Origin of the sequence: Exiguobacterium sp. A1_3_1 (assembly GCF_048985645.1) — a bacterium.
GTDB classification, from domain to species: Bacteria; Bacillota; Bacilli; order Exiguobacteriales; family Exiguobacteriaceae; genus Exiguobacterium_A; species Exiguobacterium_A indicum.
Genome location: NZ_WBYY01000031.1, coordinates 1 through 23,769, shown reverse-complemented (window position 1 = coordinate 23,769; position 23,769 = coordinate 1). Strand labels below are relative to the sequence as shown.

Annotated in this window: 22 protein-coding genes and 1 riboswitch; of the genes, 21 read left to right on the top strand and 1 reads right to left on the bottom strand. The window is 50.5% G+C overall.

The window, feature by feature from the left end:
- Window positions 1-153 precede the first annotated feature (153 nt).
- From F8N00_RS05280 to ligA, 20 genes are all read left to right on the top strand, one after another.
- A complete protein-coding gene (locus F8N00_RS05280) occupies window positions 154-351 on the top strand; it encodes an NETI motif-containing protein (RefSeq protein WP_023467064.1) in 198 nt (65 codons plus the stop codon).
- 209 nt (window positions 352-560) lie between these two features.
- Window positions 561-662, top strand: a riboswitch (purine riboswitch).
- An 89-nt stretch (window positions 663-751) separates the two neighbouring features.
- A complete protein-coding gene (gene purE / locus F8N00_RS05275; protein ID WP_050678980.1) occupies window positions 752-1,243 on the top strand; it encodes a 5-(carboxyamino)imidazole ribonucleotide mutase in 492 nt (163 codons plus the stop codon).
- Entirely contained in the window at window positions 1,240-2,343 is a 1,104-nt protein-coding gene (purK, locus tag F8N00_RS05270; RefSeq protein WP_421017878.1) for a 5-(carboxyamino)imidazole ribonucleotide synthase, read from the top strand. Before purE ends, purK begins: the two co-directional genes overlap by 4 nt.
- On the top strand, window positions 2,340-3,635 hold the full coding sequence (gene purB, locus F8N00_RS05265) for an adenylosuccinate lyase (protein ID WP_035398969.1): 1,296 nt from the start codon (window positions 2,340-2,342) through the stop codon (window positions 3,633-3,635). The genes purK and purB overlap by 4 nt, the downstream gene beginning before the upstream one ends.
- 59 nt (window positions 3,636-3,694) lie before the next feature.
- The gene (gene purC, locus F8N00_RS05260; protein WP_023467068.1) at window positions 3,695-4,402 is read left to right on the top strand and encodes a phosphoribosylaminoimidazolesuccinocarboxamide synthase; all 708 of its coding nucleotides are present in this window, start codon (window positions 3,695-3,697) and stop codon (window positions 4,400-4,402) included.
- Entirely contained in the window at window positions 4,399-4,647 is a 249-nt protein-coding gene (gene purS, locus F8N00_RS05255) for a phosphoribosylformylglycinamidine synthase subunit PurS (RefSeq protein WP_023467069.1), read from the top strand. The genes purC and purS overlap by 4 nt, the downstream gene beginning before the upstream one ends.
- Window positions 4,644-5,327, top strand: coding sequence for a phosphoribosylformylglycinamidine synthase subunit PurQ (gene purQ / locus F8N00_RS05250; protein WP_421017877.1), 684 nt, complete (start codon window positions 4,644-4,646; stop codon window positions 5,325-5,327). Before purS ends, purQ begins: the two co-directional genes overlap by 4 nt.
- Window positions 5,308-7,527, top strand: a complete 2,220-nt coding sequence (gene purL, locus F8N00_RS05245; RefSeq protein WP_421017876.1) for a phosphoribosylformylglycinamidine synthase subunit PurL — start codon at window positions 5,308-5,310, stop codon at window positions 7,525-7,527. The genes purQ and purL overlap by 20 nt, the downstream gene beginning before the upstream one ends.
- Window positions 7,503-8,912, top strand: a complete 1,410-nt coding sequence (gene purF, locus F8N00_RS05240) for an amidophosphoribosyltransferase (RefSeq protein ID WP_035398966.1) — start codon at window positions 7,503-7,505, stop codon at window positions 8,910-8,912. Before purL ends, purF begins: the two co-directional genes overlap by 25 nt.
- A 16-nt stretch (window positions 8,913-8,928) precedes the next feature.
- Complete coding sequence (gene purM / locus F8N00_RS05235; RefSeq protein ID WP_023467072.1) at window positions 8,929-9,963, top strand: phosphoribosylformylglycinamidine cyclo-ligase; 1,035 nt, start codon at window positions 8,929-8,931, stop codon at window positions 9,961-9,963.
- A complete protein-coding gene (gene purN, locus F8N00_RS05230) occupies window positions 9,960-10,535 on the top strand; it encodes a phosphoribosylglycinamide formyltransferase (protein WP_023467073.1) in 576 nt (191 codons plus the stop codon). The genes purM and purN overlap by 4 nt, the downstream gene beginning before the upstream one ends.
- Window positions 10,532-12,052 (top strand): bifunctional phosphoribosylaminoimidazolecarboxamide formyltransferase/IMP cyclohydrolase, encoded by a 1,521-nt coding sequence (gene purH, locus F8N00_RS05225; protein ID WP_421017875.1) that lies wholly within the window; start codon window positions 10,532-10,534, stop codon window positions 12,050-12,052. Before purN ends, purH begins: the two co-directional genes overlap by 4 nt.
- 15 nt (window positions 12,053-12,067) lie before the next feature.
- Entirely contained in the window at window positions 12,068-13,330 is a 1,263-nt protein-coding gene (purD, locus tag F8N00_RS05220; RefSeq protein ID WP_410756395.1) for a phosphoribosylamine--glycine ligase, read from the top strand.
- Between the two features lie 210 nt (window positions 13,331-13,540).
- On the top strand, window positions 13,541-15,280 hold the full coding sequence (locus tag F8N00_RS05215) for an adenine deaminase C-terminal domain-containing protein (protein WP_023467077.1): 1,740 nt from the start codon (window positions 13,541-13,543) through the stop codon (window positions 15,278-15,280).
- Between the two features lie 68 nt (window positions 15,281-15,348).
- Window positions 15,349-15,663 carry a YerC/YecD family TrpR-related protein gene (locus tag F8N00_RS05210; RefSeq protein WP_023467078.1) on the top strand — a complete coding sequence of 105 codons (315 nt, stop codon included), beginning with the start codon at window positions 15,349-15,351 and terminating at the stop codon, window positions 15,661-15,663.
- 37 nt (window positions 15,664-15,700) lie between these two features.
- Complete coding sequence (locus F8N00_RS05205; RefSeq protein WP_035398960.1) at window positions 15,701-17,080, top strand: TrkH family potassium uptake protein; 1,380 nt, start codon at window positions 15,701-15,703, stop codon at window positions 17,078-17,080.
- Window positions 17,081-17,092: 12 nt separating this feature from the next.
- Window positions 17,093-17,317 carry a hypothetical protein gene (locus tag F8N00_RS05200; protein WP_035398958.1) on the top strand — a complete coding sequence of 75 codons (225 nt, stop codon included), beginning with the start codon at window positions 17,093-17,095 and terminating at the stop codon, window positions 17,315-17,317.
- Window positions 17,318-17,379: 62 nt separating this feature from the next.
- Window positions 17,380-18,075 carry a heptaprenylglyceryl phosphate synthase gene (locus F8N00_RS05195; protein WP_023467081.1) on the top strand — a complete coding sequence of 232 codons (696 nt, stop codon included), beginning with the start codon at window positions 17,380-17,382 and terminating at the stop codon, window positions 18,073-18,075.
- Between the two features lie 45 nt (window positions 18,076-18,120).
- The gene (gene pcrA, locus F8N00_RS05190; protein ID WP_421017874.1) at window positions 18,121-20,346 is read left to right on the top strand and encodes a DNA helicase PcrA; all 2,226 of its coding nucleotides are present in this window, start codon (window positions 18,121-18,123) and stop codon (window positions 20,344-20,346) included.
- A gap of 14 nt (window positions 20,347-20,360) precedes the next feature.
- Window positions 20,361-22,355, top strand: a complete 1,995-nt coding sequence (gene ligA / locus F8N00_RS05185; RefSeq protein ID WP_035398953.1) for an NAD-dependent DNA ligase LigA — start codon at window positions 20,361-20,363, stop codon at window positions 22,353-22,355.
- A gap of 72 nt (window positions 22,356-22,427) precedes the next feature.
- On the opposite strand, the gene F8N00_RS05180 is transcribed toward ligA, so the two are convergent.
- The gene (locus F8N00_RS05180; RefSeq protein ID WP_023467085.1) at window positions 22,428-23,009 is read right to left on the bottom strand and encodes a class D sortase; all 582 of its coding nucleotides are present in this window, start codon (window positions 23,007-23,009) and stop codon (window positions 22,428-22,430) included.
- A 134-nt stretch (window positions 23,010-23,143) separates the two neighbouring features.
- On the opposite strand from F8N00_RS05180, the gene F8N00_RS05175 reads away from it, so the two are divergent.
- Window positions 23,144-23,769 (top strand): CamS family sex pheromone protein (locus F8N00_RS05175; protein WP_421017873.1); only part of this gene is annotated, 626 nt, incomplete at its 3' end.

Genomic DNA, 23,769 nt, shown 5'->3' with positions numbered 1-23,769 from the left:
GAACGCCGAAAGTAGTTGGGGGCTTCCCCCTGTGAGGATAGGACGTTGCCAGGCAAACGGTGGTTCTGGAGCATACGCTCAAGGGCCGCCGCTTTTTTGTGTCTTTTTGTAGAAAGACATGTATCCATTTTAATGAAGGGACTGAACAGGGATATGGCGAAAAAAACGAAACTACGCGTAGCCGTCGAAGAGAACGAGACGATTGGTGCCTGTTTGGATCGTATCGATGCCATGGGATACCGCCCGACGGTCCGACGAGAAGAACCGATCTTTGGATTAGACGCTAATGGCGAACCGTATCCAATTCGTCAGCAAATCGTCTTCGATTGCAAAGTGAAAGAGAACGAATAACTGCCTAGAGCATCCTCCGAATCATGTGGAGGGTGCTTTTTTTAGTGCTTGATTCCATGTGATGCCTTTCAAGAAAATAAACTCCGAATGGACACTAGATGAAATCAGAAAAACTACTTTTAAAACCGAACGATAAATTTTCAGACAATTAAATTGTTCGCCTTTGGTTGACGCCTTGGGATGGACTTGTTAAGATGAAGTCGTGACAGGATGATTGAATATAAACACCTCGTATAATAGCAGGGATATGGCTTGCAAGTTTCTACCCAACGACCCTAAATCGTTGGACTATGGGGTATATGGATGTTCGTCGATATTTCTTTGGCGTACCTTTTTATACCCTAAGCCACCCTTTTAGCCGTGGTTTGGGCTTTTTTTATGCACAAAGGAGGAAACAGCGATGGGAAATGCAGAAGTCGGCGTCATCATGGGAAGTCAATCGGATTGGGAAACGATGAAACATACATGTGATGTGTTGGAGCAACTTGAGATTCCTTACGAAAAGAAAGTCGTTTCCGCACACCGGACACCGGATCTAATGTTTCGTTATGCTGAATCAGCACGTGAACGAGGACTGAAGGTCATCATTGCCGGTGCAGGCGGTGCTGCTCATCTACCGGGCATGGTAGCCGCTAAAACGACATTACCCGTCGTCGGTGTTCCTGTGAAAAGTAGAGCGCTCCAAGGAATTGATTCCTTGCTCTCGATCGTTCAAATGCCAGGTGGTGTACCGGTCGCAACGGTTGCCATCGGAGAAGCAGGCGCAAAAAACGCCGGATTGCTAGCTGCTCAAATTCTTTCGATTCAAGATGAACGACTTGCCCGCAAGCTCGATCATATGCGAGTCGAACTAGAAGGAGACGTCATTGCATCTGGAGGGAACCTGCTATGAAACGAATCGGGATATTAGGCGGCGGTCAACTTGGTCGAATGATGGCTCTGTCGGCGCGTGAGATGGGCTTTGAGATTTTGACACTCGACCCAACAGACAACGCACCATGTGCGCAAGTGGCGGATCAACATATCCAAGCTCCCTTCACGGATGTCGAGGCAGCCAAACAGCTCGCAGCTGAATCAGATGTCGTCACCTACGAATTTGAGAACATCTCAACGGAAGTCGCTGAAGCAATCGGGACGAAACTGATTCATGGAACGGATCTCCTTTTTCAAACGCAACATCGGGTACGGGAAAAAGAGATGATTGAACGCATTGGACACTCTGTCGCTCCGTACCATCCGGTGACGCATCCTTCTGACTTAGAGGAAGCAAAACAGCGACTCGGGTTACCGTTCGTCTTGAAGACAGCACGATTCGGCTATGACGGAAAAGGACAGACCGTCATCCGGACGGAAGAACAGTTCCAAGCGGCAATCGAACGATTCGAACCGACAGAGTATGTTGCGGAGCAGTGGTTACCGTTTGATCAGGAAATTTCCGTCATCGTCACTCGAAGCGCAACAGAAACACGTGTCTTCCCAGTCAGTGAGAACATTCACCAAGAGAACATTTTGCATCTATCGATTGTACCGGCACGCATTTCTGAATCGCTCGAACAAGAAGCAATTGCGCTCGCTGAATCGATCGCGGATGCCGTCGGGCTGATCGGTACACTGGCCATCGAGTTGTTTGTCGTTGGTTCTCGACTAATCGTCAATGAACTAGCACCCCGACCACACAATTCGGGTCACTATTCGATTGATGCTTGCGAAACATCCCAATTCGAGCAACATATCCGTGCCATCAGTGGTCTCCCACTCGGTGATACCCGTCTGACGACACCGGTCGTCATGGCGAACATCCTGGGTCAGCATGTCACAGCATTATACGAGGAACTACCGAGACTAAACGCTCGGACGAAAGTTCACTTATATGGAAAAGCAGAAGCCAAGACAGGTCGCAAGATGGGACATTTGAACATTCTTGCGGATACCGTCGACGATGCTTTGGCAGAAGTCGAACGCCTGTCGATATGGAAGGAGACAGTTCAATGATCGAACGGTATACACGTCCTGAGATGAAAGCGATCTGGACCGAACAAAACAAATTCGAGGCTTGGTTAAAAGTCGAGATCCTTGCGTGTGAAGCATGGAGTGAACTAGGGGTCATCCCGAAAGAGGACGTCCAGTTGCTTTGGGACAATGCCTCATTTGATGTCAACCGCATCCTTGAAATCGAGCAAGAGACACGTCATGATGTCATCGCTTTTACGCGCGCTGTCTCTGAAACACTTGGAGAAGAACGCAAGTGGGTCCATTACGGACTCACGTCAACGGACGTCGTCGATACAGCACTCTCGTATCTGTTGAAGCAAGCAAACGACATTCTTGCTGCAGATCTCGATCGGTTCATCGACATCTTAAAAGTCAAAGCGAACGAACATAAATATACGGTCATGATGGGACGCACACATGGCGTACATGCAGAACCGACGACGTTCGGTCTGAAACTAGCGCTTTGGTATGAAGAGATGAAACGAAACAAAGTCCGTTTCGAAGCAGCACGTGAGACGGTCGAATATGGCAAGATGTCAGGTGCCGTCGGAACATTCGCGAACATCGATCCGTTCATTGAAAAGTATGTCTGCGAAAAGTTAGGAACAAAACCAGCTCCGGTCTCCACGCAAACGTTACAACGTGATCGTCATGCACACTATATGTCGACGCTTGCTTTGATCGCGACATCGATCGAAAAGATGGCAACGGAAATCCGGGGTCTGCAAAAGACGGAAACACGTGAAGTCGAAGAATTCTTCGCTAAAGGTCAAAAAGGATCATCGGCGATGCCGCACAAGCGGAATCCAATCGGTTCAGAGAACATGACAGGTCTTGCCCGAGTCATCCGTGGACACATGGTGACGGCGTACGAGAACGTCTCACTTTGGCACGAACGGGATATCTCGCATTCTTCGGCCGAACGTATCATTCTTCCGGATGCGACAGGACTACTCAACTATATGTTGAACCGTTTCGGAAACATCGTGAAGAACTTGACAGTCTTCCCGGACAACATGAAGCGGAACATGGACCGGACGTTTGGTGTCATCTTCTCTGGACATGTCTTACTCGCTTTAATCGAAAAAGGCTGGTCGCGTGAAGCAGCGTATGATTTCGTTCAACCGCGTGCGATGCAGGCGTGGGAAGAACAAATCATGTTCCGTGACTTATTATGGCAAGAACAGGACATTCAACAGCTTTTCACAGAAGAAGAGCTCGATGCGTGTTTCGATCCGACGTATCATACGAGTCGTGTCGATGAAATCTTTGAACGGTGTGGCTTGAACTAATCAACCTGAGACGGGGCACTTGCCCCGTCTACATCTTAGGATCATGGGGGACGAAAGCGATGCAACCACTTTATGAAGGAAAAGCAAAACGATTGTACACGACGCAGGAGCAGGATGTGCTCCGGATCGTCTATAAAGACGAGGCCACGGCATTCAACGGCGAGAAAAAAGAAGTCTTTGCTGGAAAAGGCGAATTGAACAACCGGTTGACGAGTCATTTCTTTGAAATCCTCGAACAAGCGGGCATTCCGACACATTTCATTGAACGTGTCTCGGAGCGCGAACAGCTCGTACGTCGTGTCACCATCATTCCACTCGAAGTCGTCGTCAGAAACGTCGTCGCGGGAAGCTTGAGTAAACGGCTCGGTATCGAAGAAGGTACGGTACTCGAAACACCAATCGTTGAGTTCTACTATAAAGATGATACGTTAGGCGATCCACTCGTCACCTCATCACACATCAATTTACTGAAGATTGCGACTTCTGAAGAGTTGAAACAGTTGTCGGACAAGGCACTTCGCGTGAATGAAGTCTTGCAACCTTACTTCCGTCAAAACGGAATCACGTTGATTGATTTTAAACTGGAATACGGAAAGATGGCAGACGGAACGATTCTACTAGCTGATGAGATTTCACCAGATACATGCCGTTTGTGGGATCAAGCAACTGGAGAACATCTCGATAAAGATGTCTTCCGCCGCAACATCGGTTCACTGACAGAGACCTACCAAACACTATTCAATCGCCTAGGAGGAAACACACAATGAAAAAAGTCATCGTATCGATCGCATTACGGGAAAGCATTTTAGATCCACAAGGAGTTGCTGTAAAAGGCGGATTGCAACAGCTTGGTTTTACGGGTGTCGAGAGTGTCCGAATCGGAAAACAGATTGAACTGCTCGTTGAAACGGAAACGACAGAAGCGATGATTCATGAGATGTGTCAAAAACTACTCGTCAACACGGTGATGGAAGATTACCAGATTACGATCGAAGAGGTGACGCCAGCATGAAGTTCGCGGTCATCGTCTTTCCGGGATCGAACTGTGATTTAGATATGTACCATGCGGTCAAGGATGCTCTCGGAGAAGAAGCTGAATACGTCTTCCATACCGAAACATCACTTGAAGGCTACGACGGCGTCCTGTTACCGGGCGGATTCTCCTACGGAGATTACCTTCGTTGCGGCGCGATCGCGCGCTTCTCACCGATCATGGAAGAAGTCAAACGTTTTGCGGCAGAAGGGAAAACGGTCCTCGGGGTATGTAACGGATTCCAGATCCTTGTCGAAGCGGGACTCTTACCAGGTGTCTTGCACCGAAACAACGGCTTGAAGTTCATGTGCCGGACGGTTGAACTAAAGGTTGAGAATACAAAGACACGTTTTACATCGGATTACCTGCCAGGCGAGACGATCTCGATTCCGATCGCGCATGGTGAAGGAAACTACCACTGCGACGATGCGACTTACGCGATGCTGCAAACGAACGGACAAATCGCCTTCACATATGTCGACAATCCGAACGGCTCGCGCGGCGATATCGCCGGAATCACGAACAAAGTCGGCAACGTTCTTGGGATGATGCCACACCCGGAACGAGCGGTCGAACTCTTGACCGGCGGAACAGATGGACTAAAACTCTTTACTTCACTCGTCAAACAGGGGGCACACCATGCTAAAACAACAGTCTGAACCAACACCAGAATTGATTCAAGAGCAACGCGTCTATGCCACGATGGGCTTGAGTGATACAGAATACCAGATGGTCGTCGATTTACTCGGACGCCAACCGAACTATACGGAAACAGGATTGTTCTCAGTCATGTGGTCCGAGCATTGTTCATACAAGACATCTAAACCTGTCCTCCGTCAATTCCCGACGACTGGACCACGTGTCTTACAAGGACCAGGGGAAGGTGCAGGTGTCGTTGATATCGGCGATGAGCAGGCAGTCGTCTTTAAGATCGAAAGCCACAACCACCCATCCGCTGTTGAACCGTATCAAGGGGCTGCGACAGGCGTCGGCGGAATCATTCGTGACATCTTCTCGATGGGCGCACGACCGGTCGCACTCATGAACTCGCTCCGTTTCGGTCATCTCGGTACACCACGTGTCAATCAACTGTTCGAACAAGTCGTCGCCGGAATCGCCGGTTACGGCAACTGTGTCGGTATTCCAACGATCGGTGGCGAAATCGGATTTGATCGCTCGTATGAAGGCAATCCACTCGTCAACGCGATGTGTATCGGTTTAATCAACCATGCCGATATTCAAAAAGGTCAGGCAAAAGGTGTCGGCAACTCGGTCATGTACGTCGGTGCAGCTACTGGACGCGACGGGATCCATGGTGCGACGTTTGCCTCGGAGGATCTCGGAGAGGATACGGAAGCAAAACGTCCGGCTGTTCAAGTCGGCGATCCATTCATGGAGAAGCTATTGATTGAAGCGTGTCTTGAAATCGTCGGGCATCCGGCACTCGTCGGGATGCAGGACATGGGTGCTGCCGGACTGACATCGTCTTCAGCAGAGATGGCTTCAAAAGCCGGTATGGGCATCGAGATGCACCTCGATGACGTCCCGCAACGAGAGACAGGGATGACTGCCTACGAAATGATGCTCTCGGAATCACAAGAGCGGATGTTACTCGTCGTCAAGCGTGGTCGCGAAGCAGAGATCGAAGCAATCGTCAGCAAATGGGGACTCCATGCCGTTCACGTCGGAGAAGTCATTGAAGAGAAAGTCTTACGGTTGATTCATCATGGAGATATCGTCGCAGAAGTTCCGGTTGATGCGTTAGCAGAAGAAGCACCAGTCTACGAAAAACCATCCCGCGTTCCTGCGTATTATGAAGCATTCCAAGCGATGGAAGAGACGCTTCCAGTCGTCGAAGATGTCGTTGAGACATGGCGGGCGTTACTCCGTCAGCCGACGATCGCTTCAAAACGCTGGGTCTACGATCAGTACGATCATATGGTCCAGACATCGACCGTCGTCGCACCAGGATCAGACGCAGCCGTCATTCGTGTCCGCGGCACGAACAAAGCGCTCGCGATGACGACCGACTGTAACAGCCGTTTCGTCTACTTGGATCCATACGTCGGTGGACAGATTGCGGTAGCAGAAGCAGCACGTAATATCGTCGCGAGTGGGGCGACACCACTCGCCATCACGGATTGTCTGAACTTCGGAAATCCGGATAAACCAGAAGGCTTCTGGCAGTTGCAACAAGCAACAGCCGGTATGGCAGAAGCATGTCGTGTCCTTGAGACACCTGTCATCGGTGGAAACGTCTCACTCTACAACGAGTCAGCCGGTCAAGCGGTTCACCCGACACCGGTCGTCGGAATGGTTGGATTACACGAGCAAACCGAATGGATCACGACACAACACGTCAAACAAGCTGGTGACCAGATTTATCTATTAGGAGAAACAACAGCCGAGTTTGGCGGCAGTGAACTTCAATATATGCAATTCGGTAAATCATTCGGTCGCGCACCACAGATCGATTTAGCCGTCGAACACGCACGCTTACAATTGTTACAGCAGGCAGTACAAGCAGGTGAAGTCAATGCGATGCATGATGTATCAGAAGGTGGTCTTGCCATCGCTCTCGCTGAGATGACGTTTGGGACGAACCTCGGGTTGACGGTTCAGTTCGACGGACCGACCTTACACCTGTTCAGCGAATCGCAATCACGCTTCATCGTTACGGTGCCACAAACGCACGTCACAGCATTCGAACAACGGACTGGTGCTCAAGCGATCGGTGTCGTTACGAACGATGAGCTTCTCGTCATCGAAACGGCAGAGACACGGATCGAAGCAGACCGTTCGACCTTACAGGGAGACTGGGAAGGAGCAATCGCGTGTTATATGACATCAAAGGACTAAATGAGGAGTGTGGCGTCTTCGGGATCTTCGGACAACCGAATGCGGCGCAACTTGCTTATTACGGCTTGCATAGCTTGCAACACCGGGGACAAGAAGGGGCAGGCATCGTCACGAGTGACGGTGACGACCTCTTCCCACATCGCGGGCAAGGACTCGTAACGGAAGTCTTTTCGGAAGAGACACTGACGAATCTGAAAGGACATCATGCAATCGGACATGTCCGGTATTCGACAGCAGGAGGAAACACGCTTGAGAACACTCAACCGCTGCATTTCAAATCGCGGACGGGAGATCTCGCCCTCGCACATAACGGAAACCTCGTCAACGCGGATTCACTGAAGCACCTGTTAGAAGCAGAGGGTGCCATCTTTCAGACGACGAGTGATACGGAAGTCGTCGCCCATCTTGTCAAACGCAGTAAGCTCGACACACTCGAAGACCGGATTGCCGACAGTCTCGCGCGTCTCGTTGGGGCGTTCGCCTTCCTTTTCTTAACGGAAGACACGTTATTCGTAGCAGTTGATCCACACGGACTGCGTCCACTGTCACTTGGGAAGACACCAGACGGCGGCATCGTATTCGCGTCAGAAACATGTGCCTTTGATATCGTCGGCGCGGAGTTCATTCGTGATATCGAGCCAGGGGAGCTCGTAACGATCACAGAACACGGCATGTCGTCTCGTCAATACATGGAACCACGTGAACGAGCAATGTGTTCGATGGAATACATCTACTTCTCGCGCCCAGATTCAATCATTGATGGCGTCAACGTCCATACGGCTCGCAAAGCACTCGGGAAAAAGATGTATGAAGAAGCACCGGTCGAAGCAGATGTCGTTACCGGGGTGCCGGATTCAAGTATCTCGGCAGCGATCGGCTACGCGGAAGCGAGCGGTATTCCATATGAAATGGGATTGATCAAGAACCGGTATGTCGGACGGACGTTCATCCAGCCGTCACAAGAGTTACGGGAACGTGGGGTCAAAATGAAGTTGTCCGCGCTACGCGGCGTCGTACAAGGAAAGCGTGTCATCATGGTCGATGATTCAATCGTCCGGGGAACGACGAGTCGTCGCATCGTCGGTTTGTTACGTGAAGCGGGTGCGACGGAAGTGCACGTCCGCATCACGGCACCACCGATTACGAATCCATGTTATTACGGGATTGATACTTCATCGAAGGAAGAACTGATCTCTGCTCGGTTGATGCCGGAAGAAATCCGTCAGGAAATCGGTGCGGATTCCCTTGAATTCTTAACTGTACCGGGCATGGTCGATGCGATTGATCGCCCGTTCGATGGACCGTTAAAAGGACAATGTACCGCTTGCTTCACAGGAGAGTATCCGACACCGCTCGGTTCGCTCGAGTTAGAAGCTAAACTTTGATAGATGGGGGAAGAACATGAGCAAACATTACGAAGCAGCAGGTGTGAGTCTGACAGCAGGATATGAGTCAGTCACCCGAATGAAAAAACACGTCGCCCGTTCTATGCGCAAAGAAGTATTGACGGGACTCGGTAGCTTTGGTGCGATGTTCGACCTCAGCCAATTGCAGTTGAAAGAACCGATCCTTGTCAGTGGGACAGATGGTGTCGGTACGAAACTCAAGCTCGCTTTCGCACTGGAACAACACGATACGATCGGGATCGACTGTGTCGCGATGTGTGTGAACGATATCATCGTCCAAGGCGCGGAACCACTTTATTTCCTTGATTATATCGCGCTCGGTCAGGCGATTCCGGCGAAGATCGAACGGATCGTCGCAGGTGTCGCAGAAGGTTGCGTCCAGGCGGGATGTACGTTAATCGGCGGCGAAACAGCGGAAATGCCAGGGATGTATGCGGACGGCGAATATGATATCGCCGGGTTCGCCGTCGGTGCCGTCGAGAAACAAAAATTAATCACAGGTGATAACGTCGCAGCAGGAGATGTCATTCTCGGTCTCGCTTCGTCTGGCGTCCATTCGAACGGGTTCTCACTCGTCCGTAAAATCGTCGCCGACAGTGGACTCCGCTACGAAGATGAAGTCATGATGCTCGGTCATACGCTCGGAAATGCGCTCCTCATGCCAACACGTATCTACGTCGAAGCAGTCAAAGCAGCCCTTGAGACGGAAAAGATCCAAGCGATGGTCCATATTACGGGTGGTGGATTCTACGAGAACGTACCACGCGTCTTACCGGAAGGGCTCGGCGCATCGTTCGATCCGAAAAAGTGGCCGACGTTACCAGTCTTCGACTGGCTCGAGCAAGCGGGTGATTTGCCACGACATGATATGTATAATGTCTTCAACATGGGGATCGGTTTCATGTTGATCGTCAAACCGGAAGATGTCGCGGAAGTGACAGCACGCCTCGCTCGTGAAAATGAGACAGCGTACGTGATTGGTCAGGTGACCGATCAAGAAGGTGTCCGGATTCAAGGAGTCGACGCATGAAGATCGCCTGTTTTGCATCAGGAAGCGGTAGTAATGTCGAAGCACTTTTTGAAGCAATCGAGGCAGGAACGTTACATGCCTCGATCGAACTGATCGTCTGCGATCAACCGGACGCAGCAGTCATCGAACGGGCGAAACGACGCGGATGTGACGTCTTCGTCTTTCGGGCGAAGGACTATCCGGATAAACCGAGTTTTGAGCGGGAGATCATTGCCCGTCTTGAAGCGAAAGGCGTCGAACGGATCATTCTCGCCGGCTACATGCGATTGATCGGGGAAGAGTTGCTCGGACGATACGCAGGGCGGATCGTCAACATCCACCCGTCGCTACTTCCGGCCTTCCCGGGAAAAGATGCGATCGGACAAGCATTTCGTGGCGGAGTTAAAATCACAGGTGTTACAATTCATATAGTCGATGAAGGCATGGACACAGGACCGATCATGGCCCAAGAAGCTGTCCGGATTACAGAAGAGATGACGCGTGAAACATTGCAACAAGCGATTCAGCGTGTCGAGCATAGACTGTATCCGCAAGTCATCGAAGAGTGGATGAAAGAGGAGGCAAACGTATGAGAGCGTTAATTAGTGTGTCGGATAAAACAGGAATCGTCGAATTAGGACGATCGTTTCATGAAGCAGGGATCGAGCTCGTCTCGACAGGCGGAACACATCAAGCATTAGAGGAAGCTGGGCTTCCGGTCATTGGTATCAGTGAAGTCACACAATTCCCAGAAATGCTCGATGGACGTGTCAAGACGCTCCATCCAATGGTTCATGGTGGATTACTCGGTCGTCGTGATCTTGAATCCCATCGTGAGCAGATGGCTGCGCAACAGATCCAACCGATTGATTTCGTCGTCGTCAATCTGTATCCGTTCAAACAGACGGTCTTACAAGAAGACGTCGCCTATGCCGATGCGATCGAGAACATCGATATCGGTGGACCGAGCATGTTGCGCTCAGCAGCGAAAAACCACGCAGCTGTCACGGTCGTCGTCGACCCAGCTGATTACGAAACGGTCGTTGCTGAGATTCGTGAAGGCGGTACGACGTTTGAGACACGCCAACGTCTTGCGGCGAAAGCATTCCGGCATACAGCGGCGTACGATGCGTTGATCGCGGATTATTTCTTGACGCAAACAGGTGAGAAGTTCCCCGATCAGTTGACGATCACGCTTGAAAAAGTCCAGGATCTTCGTTACGGAGAAAATCCACACCAAGAAGCAGCCTTCTATAAAACACCGATTTACCGTGGAGCATCTCTCGCTTCAGCGAAACAGTTGCACGGTAAAGAGTTGTCGTATAACAACATCCAAGATGCGAACGCTGCACTTGAAATTCTCGACGAGTTCCGCGAAGCAGCAGCTGTCGTCGTCAAACACATGAACCCATGTGGTGTTGCTGTCGGTCCGACAATCGGAGAGGCATTCCGCCGCGCTCATGCAGCCGATCCAGTGTCGATCTTCGGTGGCATCGTCGCCTTGAACCGTGAAGTCGATTTAGAGACAGCAGAACAATTAAGCGGCATCTTCCTTGAGATCATCATCGCTCCATCCTTCACGGAAGAAGCATTCGCCTTGTTGTCAGCGAAAAAGAACATCCGTCTGCTTGAACTCGACGTCAAGCGTGTCCAAGCGATCCGTTATACGGCAGTCGCTGGCGGCATGCTCGTCCAAGACAGTGACGATGAGACGCTTGATGATGCAGCAGCACGTGTCGTGACAGACCGCAAACCGACAGCGGCGGAATGGGAGGACTTGAAACTCGCATGGCGCGCCGTCAAACACGTCAAGTCGAATGCCATCGTTCTCGCGAAGGACGAAGTGACGGTCGGTGTTGGTGCAGGACAGATGAACCGTGTTGGTTCAGCGAACATCGCGATTACGCAAGCCGGAGAAAAAGCAGTTGGCGCGTCCCTTGCTTCCGATGCCTTCTTCCCAATGGGCGATACGGTCGAAGCGGCAGCAGCAGCTGGCATTACGGCAATTATCCAACCAGGCGGCTCGATTCGCGACCAAGAGTCAATCGATGCGTGTAACAAACATGGCATTACGATGGTCTTTACGAACGTTCGACATTTCAAACACTAAGCGGAGGCGATTTGAATGAAGGTATTGGTGATTGGTAAAGGAGGGCGTGAACACGCGCTCGTCTGGAAGCTGGCACAGGATGAACGGATCGAGACCGTGTATGCTGCGCCTGGGAATGCCGGGATGACACAAGCCACATGTGTTCCGATCGCCGAAGATGCTATCGATGAACTCGTGACGTTCGCACAAGACGAACAGATCGATTGGACGATCGTCGGACCAGAAGGACCACTTGTTCTCGGAGTCGTTAACGCCTTTCAGGCAGCGGGACTGCAAATCTTCGGACCAACACGGGAAGCGGCGGCGATCGAAGGAAGTAAGCAGTTCGCGAAAGAATTGATGGAGCGTGCCGGTATTCCGACCGCTGCTCACGCCGTCTTTACTTCAGCAGCAGATGCAGAGGCGTATGTTCGCAAAGCGGGTGCACCGATCGTCATCAAAGCCGATGGACTTGCTGCCGGAAAAGGAGTCACGGTCGCAGAAACCGTGGACCAGGCGCTTGTTGCAATCCACGATACGTTTGCCGGAGAATACGGTCAACAAAGCCGCGTCGTCATCGAAGAATGCCTGATCGGAGAAGAGTGTTCGTTGATGGCATTCGTTCACGAAGAGACGGTCATTCCAATGGTATTGTCGCAAGATCATAAACGGGCGTTTGACGGTGACTTAGGTCCGAACACAGGAGGAATGGGCGCGTATTCTCCGCTACCTCAGTGGGACGAAGCGGCGTTGACGACAGAAGCTGTTGATCGCATCATTCAGCCGCTTGTCGATCAGATGGCAAGCGAAGGGATTCCGTTCACCGGCTTCCTCTATGCCGGTCTGATGCTGACGAAACAAGGACCGTTCGTCATCGAGTTCAATGCTCGGTTCGGTGATCCGGAGACAGAAGTCATTCTCCCGCGCTTAGAGACGCCGTTGCTTGATGTCATCATGCCGCTGATGGACGGACAGACACCAGAAGTCGTTTGGACGGATCAAGCAGCTGTCGGTGTCGTCGTCGCAGCAGAAGGATATCCGGAAGCGCCAAAAACGGGACAAGTGATTCCACTTGACCAGATCGGGGATGATCTTCTCGTTTTTCATGCCGGAACGGCAGGACGAAACGATCAACTTGTCTCAGCTGGTGGACGTGTCCTCGTGTGTGTCAGCCGTGCCGAGACAATCGAGCAGGCTGTCGAACAGGTCTATGCAAACTTACCAGACGTGACGGATCAGCCATTCTTTTACCGAACTGATATTGCTCAAAAAGCCTTTCGTGCCTCGCATGAATCATGATATCTGAACCAGACGTGCTCGAAGGAGCCTCGTCTGGTTTTTTGTTTCTTGGCGAAGTGCACGAAAAGATTTGTCTTCCATGGCGAATTTGTGTTATTTTGACCAAATGAATCCGGAACGGGGCAAAACTTCTTGAAACTTACTTAGCAACATTTTAGTATAAGAACTATAAGAAAGCGTTTTCAATAAAACAAAGGAGGTCGAGCTTTCGTGAAAAAAAATTGTGGAAGATCCCCTTGGACGAAATCTGAAGTACGAACACACCAAGCGGTCATCAGCGGAAAGCTTGCACCGACACTTGTCATACAGAATGCCACTTACCTGAATCATGGTGTCAAAGCATGGCGGACGGCGAACATCTGGATTAGTGGCGACCGGATCGTCTATGTCGGTCCAGAGATGCCGGAACAAGCCGATGCGTACCATGATGCGACAGGTCAATATATCGTACCCGGTTACATTGAACCCCATGCCCATCCGTTCCAACTTTACAATCCAGCGAGTCTTGCAAAATTCGCAGCAGAGCGGGGAACATCGACGCTCGTCAACGACAATATGTTGTTATTATTAGAGCCGACGGAGCAAGCGTTTGCTCAAGTTGAGGCGCTAGCAGACTTACCGACCTCGATGTACTGGTGGGCACGACTCGACGCACAAACCGAGCTTGATGCCGACAGTATCTCGATCGATAATCGCCGGATTCAAGCGTGGCTCAAGCATCCACAAGTCATCCAAGCAGGTGAGTTGACGGGATGGCCACGTCTCTCGCAAGGGGACGATGAATTGCTCCATTGGATGCAGGATGCGATCAAACTCGGAAAACCGATCGAAGGTCATTTCCCTGGTGCTTCAGCGAAGACGCTGACGAAGATGGCGCTGTATGGCGTGACGAGCGATCACGAAGCGATGACGGTCGAAGAAGCGATGACACGTCTTGAACTTGGCTATACGACGACAATTCGTTATTCATCGATTCGTCCAGATCTACCGGATATCTTTAAAGGTCTCGTCGAAGCAGGGTTGACGCAGTTCGATAAGGTGCTAGTGACGACAGATGGTTCAACGCCGTCCTTTTATAAGGCAGGCATGATGGATGAGACGATCCGATTGATGCTCGAGGCAGGCATCCCGGTCGAAGAAGCGTACCGGATCGCGTCGTACAATGCAGCGCGTCATTTTAATCTCGATCATCTACTCGGGAGTATCGCACCAGGACGAATCGCGCATCTCAATTTCCTTGAGGCAAAAGATGCACCGACACCTGTCGCCGTACTTGCGCGCGGCACATGGGTCCGTCAAGCCGACATCCCCTGTTACCCGGCAGAAGCGCTTGATGCTGTCTATGCGCTCATGCCACGCTCGGAAGTCCAGGTTTCCTTAACGGAACAGGATTTTTCGTTTAGCATGCCGGTTGGTCTTGAGATGGTCAATTCCGTCATCATGAAGCTCTATCAAGTCGAACACGATACAAGTGTGCCTGTGCTACCGACAGGATGTGATGAATCCTTCCTGATGTTACTCGACCGGGAAGGGAAGTGGCGACTGAATACCGTTCTGAAAAACTTTGCGACACAAGTCGGTGGTCTCGTCAGTTCGTACTCGATTAGCGGTGATATCTTGATGATCGGTAAATCGAAACGAGACATGCAAGTCGCGTTTGATCGAATGAAAGCGTTCGGCGGCGGAATCGTTCTCGTCGAGGACGGAGAAGTCATCGCTGAAGTTCCGTTGACCTTGATGGGGCAGACGTCCGACTTGCCACTCGAAGATTTGATTGTTCAGGAAACCGCTCTACGGGAAGCCTTGTTCGAACGCGGTTATGCGTTTGAAGATCCTGTCTATACGTTGCTATTCCTAGCGTCAACTCACTTGCCATATGTGCGGATCACGCCGCAGGGAATATACGAAGTCCTTCGGAAAAAAGTCCTTTTCCCAGCGATTTTGCGATGATGCTTGAATTTTAAAACGTCGCGCTTTAAACTATTAAAGAGCAATTGAATGGGAAAGGGAGTCACAAGATGCAACTCGATAAATTGCGTGGAAAAGAATTGGATCAGTTATTTACAGCCATCATGAAGATGGATTCATTAGAAGATTGTTATACGTTGTTCGAAGACTTAGCGACCGTCAACGAAATCCAGGCGCTCGCCCAACGTCTTGAAGTCGCACGTCAATTACGTGAAGGCAATACGTATCACAAAATCGAAAAGGCGACCGGTGCTTCAACAGCAACGATCTCGCGTGTCAAACGTTGCTTGAACTACGGTTCGGGCGGTTATGATCTGGCGCTTGCCCGCCTAGGTCTTATCGAGCAAGAAGTAGCGGATAACTAATGTTATCCGCTACTTCTATGAAGGGGGGCGTGTCATATTGGATTTTGCGTTACAACAAAGAATTCAACATTTCATTCGAAAGTTGACGCCCATCCAGTCACTCGTCATCATCTACTTCGTTGCTGTCATCATCGGGATCATTCTGCTCGGTCTGCCGTGGTCGACGAAAGGAAATTACGACTGGGACTTCACGGACCTCGTCTTCATGGCGGTCAGTTGTGTCAGTGTCACGGGTTTGACGACGGTCTCGGTCTCAGAAACCTTCACGACGTTCGGTTACTTCATGATCATGATTTTAGTACAAGTCAGCGGAATTGGCTTGATGTCGCTTCATATCGCGATGTGGGTCATCCTCGGAAAACGAATCGGCTTTCGGGAACGCCAGCTTGTCGTCCGAGATCAGAACCAGACGACGATGCAAGGGGTCGTCAAATACATTCGCGAAGTCATCTTGATCATCGTCTCGATTGAATTGATCGGGGCTTTGATTCTCGGACTATATTACACGAAATATTTTCCGACACTCGGAGAAGCGATGCTCCAAGGACTGTTCGGATCGGTCAGTGCGACGACGAATGCTGGTTTTGATATCACGGGTGAATCGTTACTACCATTTCGGGGTGATTTATTCGTTGTGTTCATGCAAATTTTGTTGCTGACGCTTGGCGCAATCGGGTTTCCTGTACTCGTCGAAGTCAGACGCTATATTTCCTACCGGGCGACACGCCAAGCGACTCGTCAACCGTATCATTTTTCACTATTTACAAAATTGACGGCGTCAACGTTCTTCATTCTCGTCCTGTTCGGAACGGTAGCATTGCTGCTATTTGAATGGAACCAATCCTTTAAAGGTTTACCGATCGATGAGAAGCTCGTCGACGCCTTGTTCCAATCCGTCACGACCCGAAACGGGGGATTGACGACGGTCGACATCACCTCCTTCTCACAAGCGTCGATTTTCGTCCTGTCGCTCTTGATGTTCATCGGGGCGTCACCGTCTTCCGTTGGTGGGGGGATTCGAACGACGACGTTCGCGGTCGCCGTCTTGAGTGTCATCGCCTTCATCCGAGGCGAATACGGCATCAAAATCTTTGGTCGTGAGATTGGTCAGTCGGACATCTGGAAAGCCTTCGTCGTCATCGTCGTCTCGACTGGTGTGACGATGGTCGGATTGATCGTCTTGTTGCTTGTCGAGGATGCCCCATTCCTCGTGCTGTTTTTTGAAGCCTGTTCGGCGTTCGGAACGACCGGTCTATCGCTCGGCATCACGGATCAACTATCGGATATCGGAAAATGGACGTTGTCCGTGCTGATGTTCATCGGTCGAATCGGTGTCATCTCGTTCGTTCTTCTCTTGAAGGCGAACCAACCGAAACGTAACTACAACTATCCGAAGGAATCCGTCATCATCGGATAAGGAGGCTCTTTTATGAAACGTGCCTTTTGGATTAACTTCGCCTACATCTTTGCTGTTCCTGTCTTACCGTTTTTGGCGCTCGTCAATGGGCGAGCACTCTGTTCACCGGATTCACCGTTACTGGACGTTCCGGTACTCGGCTTCTTTTTGGCAGAACCGTGGGCGTTCGTGCCGGTATATGCGGTCTTTGCGTTGTTACTGGCGTCACTCTTGACGAAACGACGGACACACGTCTAACCATCTCGCCCTGCGCGAGATGGTTTTTTGTTTTATACTGAATGTGGAATGAGAAAGAGAGGATGGGACGAACCGTGTTATTACCTTTTAATGAATGGCGACATGTCTTTAAACTAGATCCAGCAAAACCAATCGATGATGCTAGCCTGCAGGCGATTGCGACGTCCGGAACGGATGCGATTCTTGTCGGTGGAACGGATGACATCACACTCGATGCGACGCTTGATCTCTTGATGCGTTTGCGCCGGTATCCAGTCGCAGTGGCACTCGAGATTTCTGAACTCGAAGCCGCAACGATGGGATTTGATACGTATCTGACACCGACGGTCCTGAATGCGGGTACATTAGAGTACGTCGTCGAAAAACAAGTCGAGGCGTTAGAACAAGTCGGTCATATGCTGGCGCACGCTGATCTTGTCGGGGAAGGGTATATCGTCCTGAATCCTGATGCGAAGGTCGCGCGTGTGACACAAGCAAAACCGTTAACATTAGATGAGACCGTCGCTTATGCGCAGTTAGCGGATAGCGTCTTCCGTCTACCGGTCGTATATCTCGAATACAGCGGCGTTTACGGAGAACCGGAACGAGTCGCAGCCGTTCGCGATGTCTTGAAACAGGCACGCCTGTTTTACGGTGGAGGAATCGACTCCGAAGAGCGAGCGCGTGAGATGCTGCAGTATGCGGATACGATCGTCGTCGGGAACGTCATTTATGAGGATTTAAAAGCAGCGCTTGCGACCGTCGCAGCGACACGATAAAATATAGGAACAAAAGTTCGGAATATAAGAAATGAGGCTATTGATATGTTTAATTTGAGTGAACAGCTCGTCAGTGGACTAAACCCTGAGCAAGCAAGAGCAGTCAAGCATACGGAAGGTCCACTGCTGATCATGGCAGGAGCCGGTTCCGGGAAGACACGCGTCCTGACACACCGGGTCGCTTATTTGATGGCGGCTAAACAAGTCGCACCGTGGAACATCCTCGCGATTACGTTCACGAACAAAGCGGCGCGGGAAATGCGAGACCGGATCGGTCGTTTGGTCGGTGGTGTCGCGAATGATATTTGGGTTTCGACCTTCCACTCGATGTGTGTCCGGATGTTACGTCGTGACATCGATCAGCTTGGGTACGATCGCAACTTCACGATTCTTGATTCAAGTGATCAGCAGTCGGCGATCAAGCTCGTCTTAAAGGAACAAAACTTGGATCCAAAAAAATGGGATCCACGTTCGATGCTGACGATCATCTCGTCACAGAAAAATGAATTACGCAGTGCTGAATTCTACGCCTCGATCGTGACGAGCCCGTATGAAAAGACAGTTGCTGAAATCTATAAAGGATATGAAGCGGTCTTACGCCGGAACAACGCGCTCGACTTTGATGATTTGATCGGAAAAACGACGGAATTGTTCAAGAAGAGTCCGGATGTCCTTGCTTACTATCAGAAGAAATTCCGCTACATTCATGTCGATGAGTATCAAGATACGAACAAGGCCCAGTATGATCTCGTCAACCTGTTAGCATCGGGACATCGGAATCTCTGTGTCGTTGGGGACTCGGATCAGTCGATCTATCGCTGGCGTGGTGCTGACATCGCGAACATCCTCTCGTTCGAAGAGGACTATCCGAATGCAGCTGTCATCTTACTCGAGCAAAACTACCGTTCTTCCAAACGAATCTTGGAAGCGGCCAACCATGTCATCCAAAACAACTCGACACGCAAAGACAAGAAACTTTGGACGGATAATGATGAAGGCGAGAAGCTGATCGTCCATACGGCAGAGAATGAGCGGGAAGAAGCCTTTTATATCGTCCAGGAGATTCGGAACTCGCTTCGTTACGGGATGAAACTGAGCGATATCGCGATTCTGTACCGGACGAATGCGCAATCGCGTGCGATCGAGGAAACGCTTCTTAAGTCGAACGTTCCGTACAAAATGATCGGCGGCACGAAGTTCTACGATCGTAAAGAGATCAAGGACGTGCTTGCTTATCTCCGATTGATTTCGAATCCAGATGAAGACCTGTCATTCGCGCGGATCGTCAACGAACCAAAACGCGGGATTGGTGCGACGACGATTGATAAGCTGCGTGATTTCGCCGACTTACAAGGTGTGTCATTGATGGAAGCGATTCGCGATATCGAATTGTCGAGTATCGCACCAAAGACGGCAGCGAAGCTGACGGATTTCCGGACGATGATTCTCGGACTCAGCCAAATGCAAGAATTCATCAGCCTTTCGGAACTAGTCGAAGAAGTGCTCGAGAAATCAGGCTACCGCCAAGTACTGAAGGAAGATAAGACACTTGAAGCGCAGAGTCGTCTCGAGAACATCAACGAGTTCATCACCGTTGCACAAAACTTTGAGAAGGAGACGGCGAAAGCCGATCCAGAAGACCGGACGATCATCGCCTTCTTGACTGATTTGACACTCGTCGCCGATGTTGATTCACTCGACGAGACGGATCCGGAAGAACAAGTCACGTTGATGACGCTTCACTCGGCAAAAGGACTCGAGTTCCCTGTCGTCTTCTTGATTGGGATGGAGGAAGGATTGTTCCCACATAGCCGCTCGCTTCAAGATGAAGACGAGATGGAAGAAGAACGTCGCCTCGCGTATGTCGGGATCACACGTGCTGAGAAACGCCTTTACTTGTCACATGCGCGGATGCGCTCCCTTTATGGACGGACGAACGCGAACCAAGAATCACGGTTCCTAGCAGAGCTGCCGGAAGTCGTCATCGAGCGGACCGGTAAAAAAGCGAAGCCACTCCCATGGGAAGACCGTCCTGTCCCGCAAGGCAAGGCCGTCATCGGTCGCTCGATCAGTAAACCGACAGCAATGAAGACGTCAGGTGCGGAAACGCTCGGTTGGTCGGTCGGAGATAAGGCAGAGCACGGGAAATGGGGACTCGGTACAGTCGTCCAGACTCGTGGTGAAGGGGATAATCTTGAAATCGATATCGCATTCCCAGCAGTCGGAATCAAACGATTGCTCGCGAAATTCGCACCGATTAAAAAGGTATGACGGGAGGTCCACAGATGGACGCAAGCCAGCGTATAGATGAGATTCGTCAAACATTGAACCGATACAGCTACGAATACTACGTACTGGATCAACCAACGGTACCGGATGCGACGTACGATCAATTACTTCGTGAACTGACGGAGTTAGAAACAGAGCATCCAGAACTGATCACACCGGATTCGCCAACGCAACGCGTCGGCGCGGCACCGCTCGAAGCGTTCGAGAAGGTGACGCATGATTTACCGATGCTGTCGCTCGGAAACGTCTTTGATGAGACAGAAATTCGCGAATGGGTTGCTCGGATTGAGCGGTCGCTCGGACGTTCGACGACGTATGTCGCCGAACTGAAATTCGATGGACTTGCGATTTCGCTGAAATACGAAGACGGTCGATTCGTTCGTGGGGCGACGCGTGGCGATGGAACAGTCGGTGAGAACATCACGCAGAACCTACGGACGATCAAAGCGTTACCGCTGCGTTTACAGGCAGAAGAGACGGTCGAGGTCCGCGGTGAGGCTTACATGCCGAAACAATCGTTCGAACGCTTGAATGAAGACCGGGCAAGCCGGGAAGAGACATTGTTCGCGAATCCGCGTAATGCGGCCGCAGGTAGTCTGCGTCAGCTGGATTCGTCGATTACAGCGTCGCGCAATCTGTCGTTGTTCGTGTATGGCGTCGGCGTCAATACGTTGACGGCCCGTTCACATAGCGAAGCGATGGCCCAACTCGCTTCACTCGGGTTACCGACCAATCAACATATGCAGACGTGTGAGACGGTGGAAGAGATTCTTGCCTATATCGCGCACTGGACGGAAGCACGCGCGAGCCTGCCATATGAGATTGACGGAATCGTCTTGAAAGTCGATCGATACGATGATCAGGAGGAGCTCGGCTTCACAGCAAAAAGTCCCCGCTTCGCAACAGCCTATAAGTTTGCAGCGGAAGAAGTCATGACGACGGTAGAAGACGTTGATTTCAGTGTCGGTCGGACCGGGAAAGTCACACCTCGCGCCCGTTTTGCACCAGTCGTCGTCGCAGGATCGACGGTGACGTATGCGACACTACACAACGCTGACTTCATCGCTGAAAAAGATATCCGCCTTCAGGACTCGGTCATCATTAAAAAAGCAGGCGATGTCATCCCGGCAGTCGTACAAGTCGTCACGGCAGAACGGACAGGAGAAGAGACACCGATCGTCTTCCCAACGCATTGTCCGGCCTGTCAATCGGAACTTGTCCGTCTCGAAGGTGAAGTCGACATCCGCTGTGTCAGTCCGGAATGTCCAGCGCAATTGATGGAAGGTATCATTCACTTCGTTTCGCGTCAGGCGATGAACATCGATGGTCTCGGTGAAAAAGTCGTCCGTCAATTGTATGATCATGAAGCAATCCGGACGATTGCCGATTTATATCGACTCGATCGTGAGGAATTATTGACGTTTGATCGAATGGGTGAGACGTCCGTTGATAAATTACTTGCGGCGATCGAAGCTTCGAAACAGAACTCGGTCGAGCGTCTCTTGTTTGGTCTCGGAATCCGTCTCGTCGGTCAAAAAGCAGCATATCTTTTAGCGGAACGTTTTGATTCGTTAGCAGGAATTGCAGCTGCAAGCTACGATGAGATTGTCGCAATCGATGGCATCGGTGGGAAAATCGCAGATTCAATCGTGAAGTACTTCGAACATCCGGAAGCAAAGGCATTGATTCGTGATTTGGAACAACTCGGCGTTAATCAACGTTTCCTTGGGGAACGGGTTGATCAGACGAATGCACCACTCGGTGGCAAAACGATCGTCTTGACGGGGACGCTCGAGAGCTTAAAACGGTCAGAGGCTGGTAAACGACTCGAAGCACTCGGTGCCGATGTGACAGGAAGCGTCAGTAAAAAGACAGACGTACTCGTCGCAGGGGAAAAAGCAGGTTCTAAGCTGACGAAGGCTGAATCGCTTGGTATCGAAATTTGGGATGAAGCACGTCTGTTAGAAGAACTAGCTAAACACGAAGCGTGAGAAGAATGAATGAGAACAATCAAATAAAAAGGAAGGCGGAATTCCGCCTTCCTTTTTTCGTGTTCATCCTTGTCACGAAGCAATCGTCTCGCTCCGAATCAAAGTACCTTGTTTGATGAGACGATTCGTTGCCGTTTCTGGTGGATCACAGGTGATTAATGTGATGGTTGGGGAAGCGACAGATTGATCGAGGACGGACAATGTCGTCGGTGTGACAAGACGACTGGATGTGATGCGGTACGTATACCGATGTGTTTTTGTCGTGACGACGACGGTATCGCCTTTTTTGACGTCAGGCAGGCGATTGAAATGAAGCCCTTCCGTGAAACTTCGGTGTCCGGCGAGCGCATAATTGCCTTTTCCGGGTGATCCGGTTTCTGGAATATGACCGATACTACGGTCTAAGACCGCTGTCGTCGAGCCTTCTAAGATGACTTGCTCGAAATCTATGCTTGGAATCGATAGCAGTCCAACACCTGATTTTGCGAGCGGTTGTTTCGTCTCTTTTGCATCGACGGTCTTTAGACTTTTTGTCCATTGTTCTTTTAAATTGGCTGCCTCTTGTTCACGCTGATAGTCACTGATGAAGGGCCAAGCGATCAGAGCGATGCCTGCGAGTAAAAAAAGCAGACCGATGAATTTACGACGTGTCATGAGAAAAAGTCCTTTCGGATACGCTAAGGCGCATCATCTTTTTTAAAAATCAGGGAAAAACTTGTCCTTCCCCGATGGAAAACGATTCTGTTATGATAAAGAGAACGATTTAAAAACATGGGGTGCAAATAGAGATGAACTATAAAACAGCAGTAGCGTTGACGTTATCGAGCACGTTATTTTTAGGTGCTTGTTCGTTCGACCTTTCGCCAACGAGCGATACGAAAGAAGTCATTACTGAAAGTGAACAAGGTAAGGAAGTCCAAGCCGTTGTCAGTCCAGCCATTGATACGACGGATTCGTACTACCGGACGGTCTTGCCGTTTCGTCCAAGTGTTGCACGTGGAATGACACAAAAACGTGTCAGTTCACGTCTTGAGCTTGATGAAATCGAAACGGGTTTAATGCGTCACTCGACACAGTTTTTTGATCCGGAAAAATACTATTATCAAGAAGGTCAGTTACTCGAAGCTGACCAAATCGCGAAATGGTTGTTACGAAAAGGAAAAGCAGGAGATGGGGTCAGCGATCCAGAAGGTCTGAACCCAGCTTATACGTCTGGTAAGTCGTATAAAGAAAAAAATCAAAAGTCACCTATGATTCTATCGCATATCTTAGAGCAAGACTACATGCTTGAAGAAGATAAGAAACTCGAACTCGGTGGCACGTCGATTGCGCTTGTCTTAAATAGTGAGTATGTGTTCCAAGATGAAAACTATGGACCAACCTATACCTGTCTCTTATACACATCTCCGAGCCC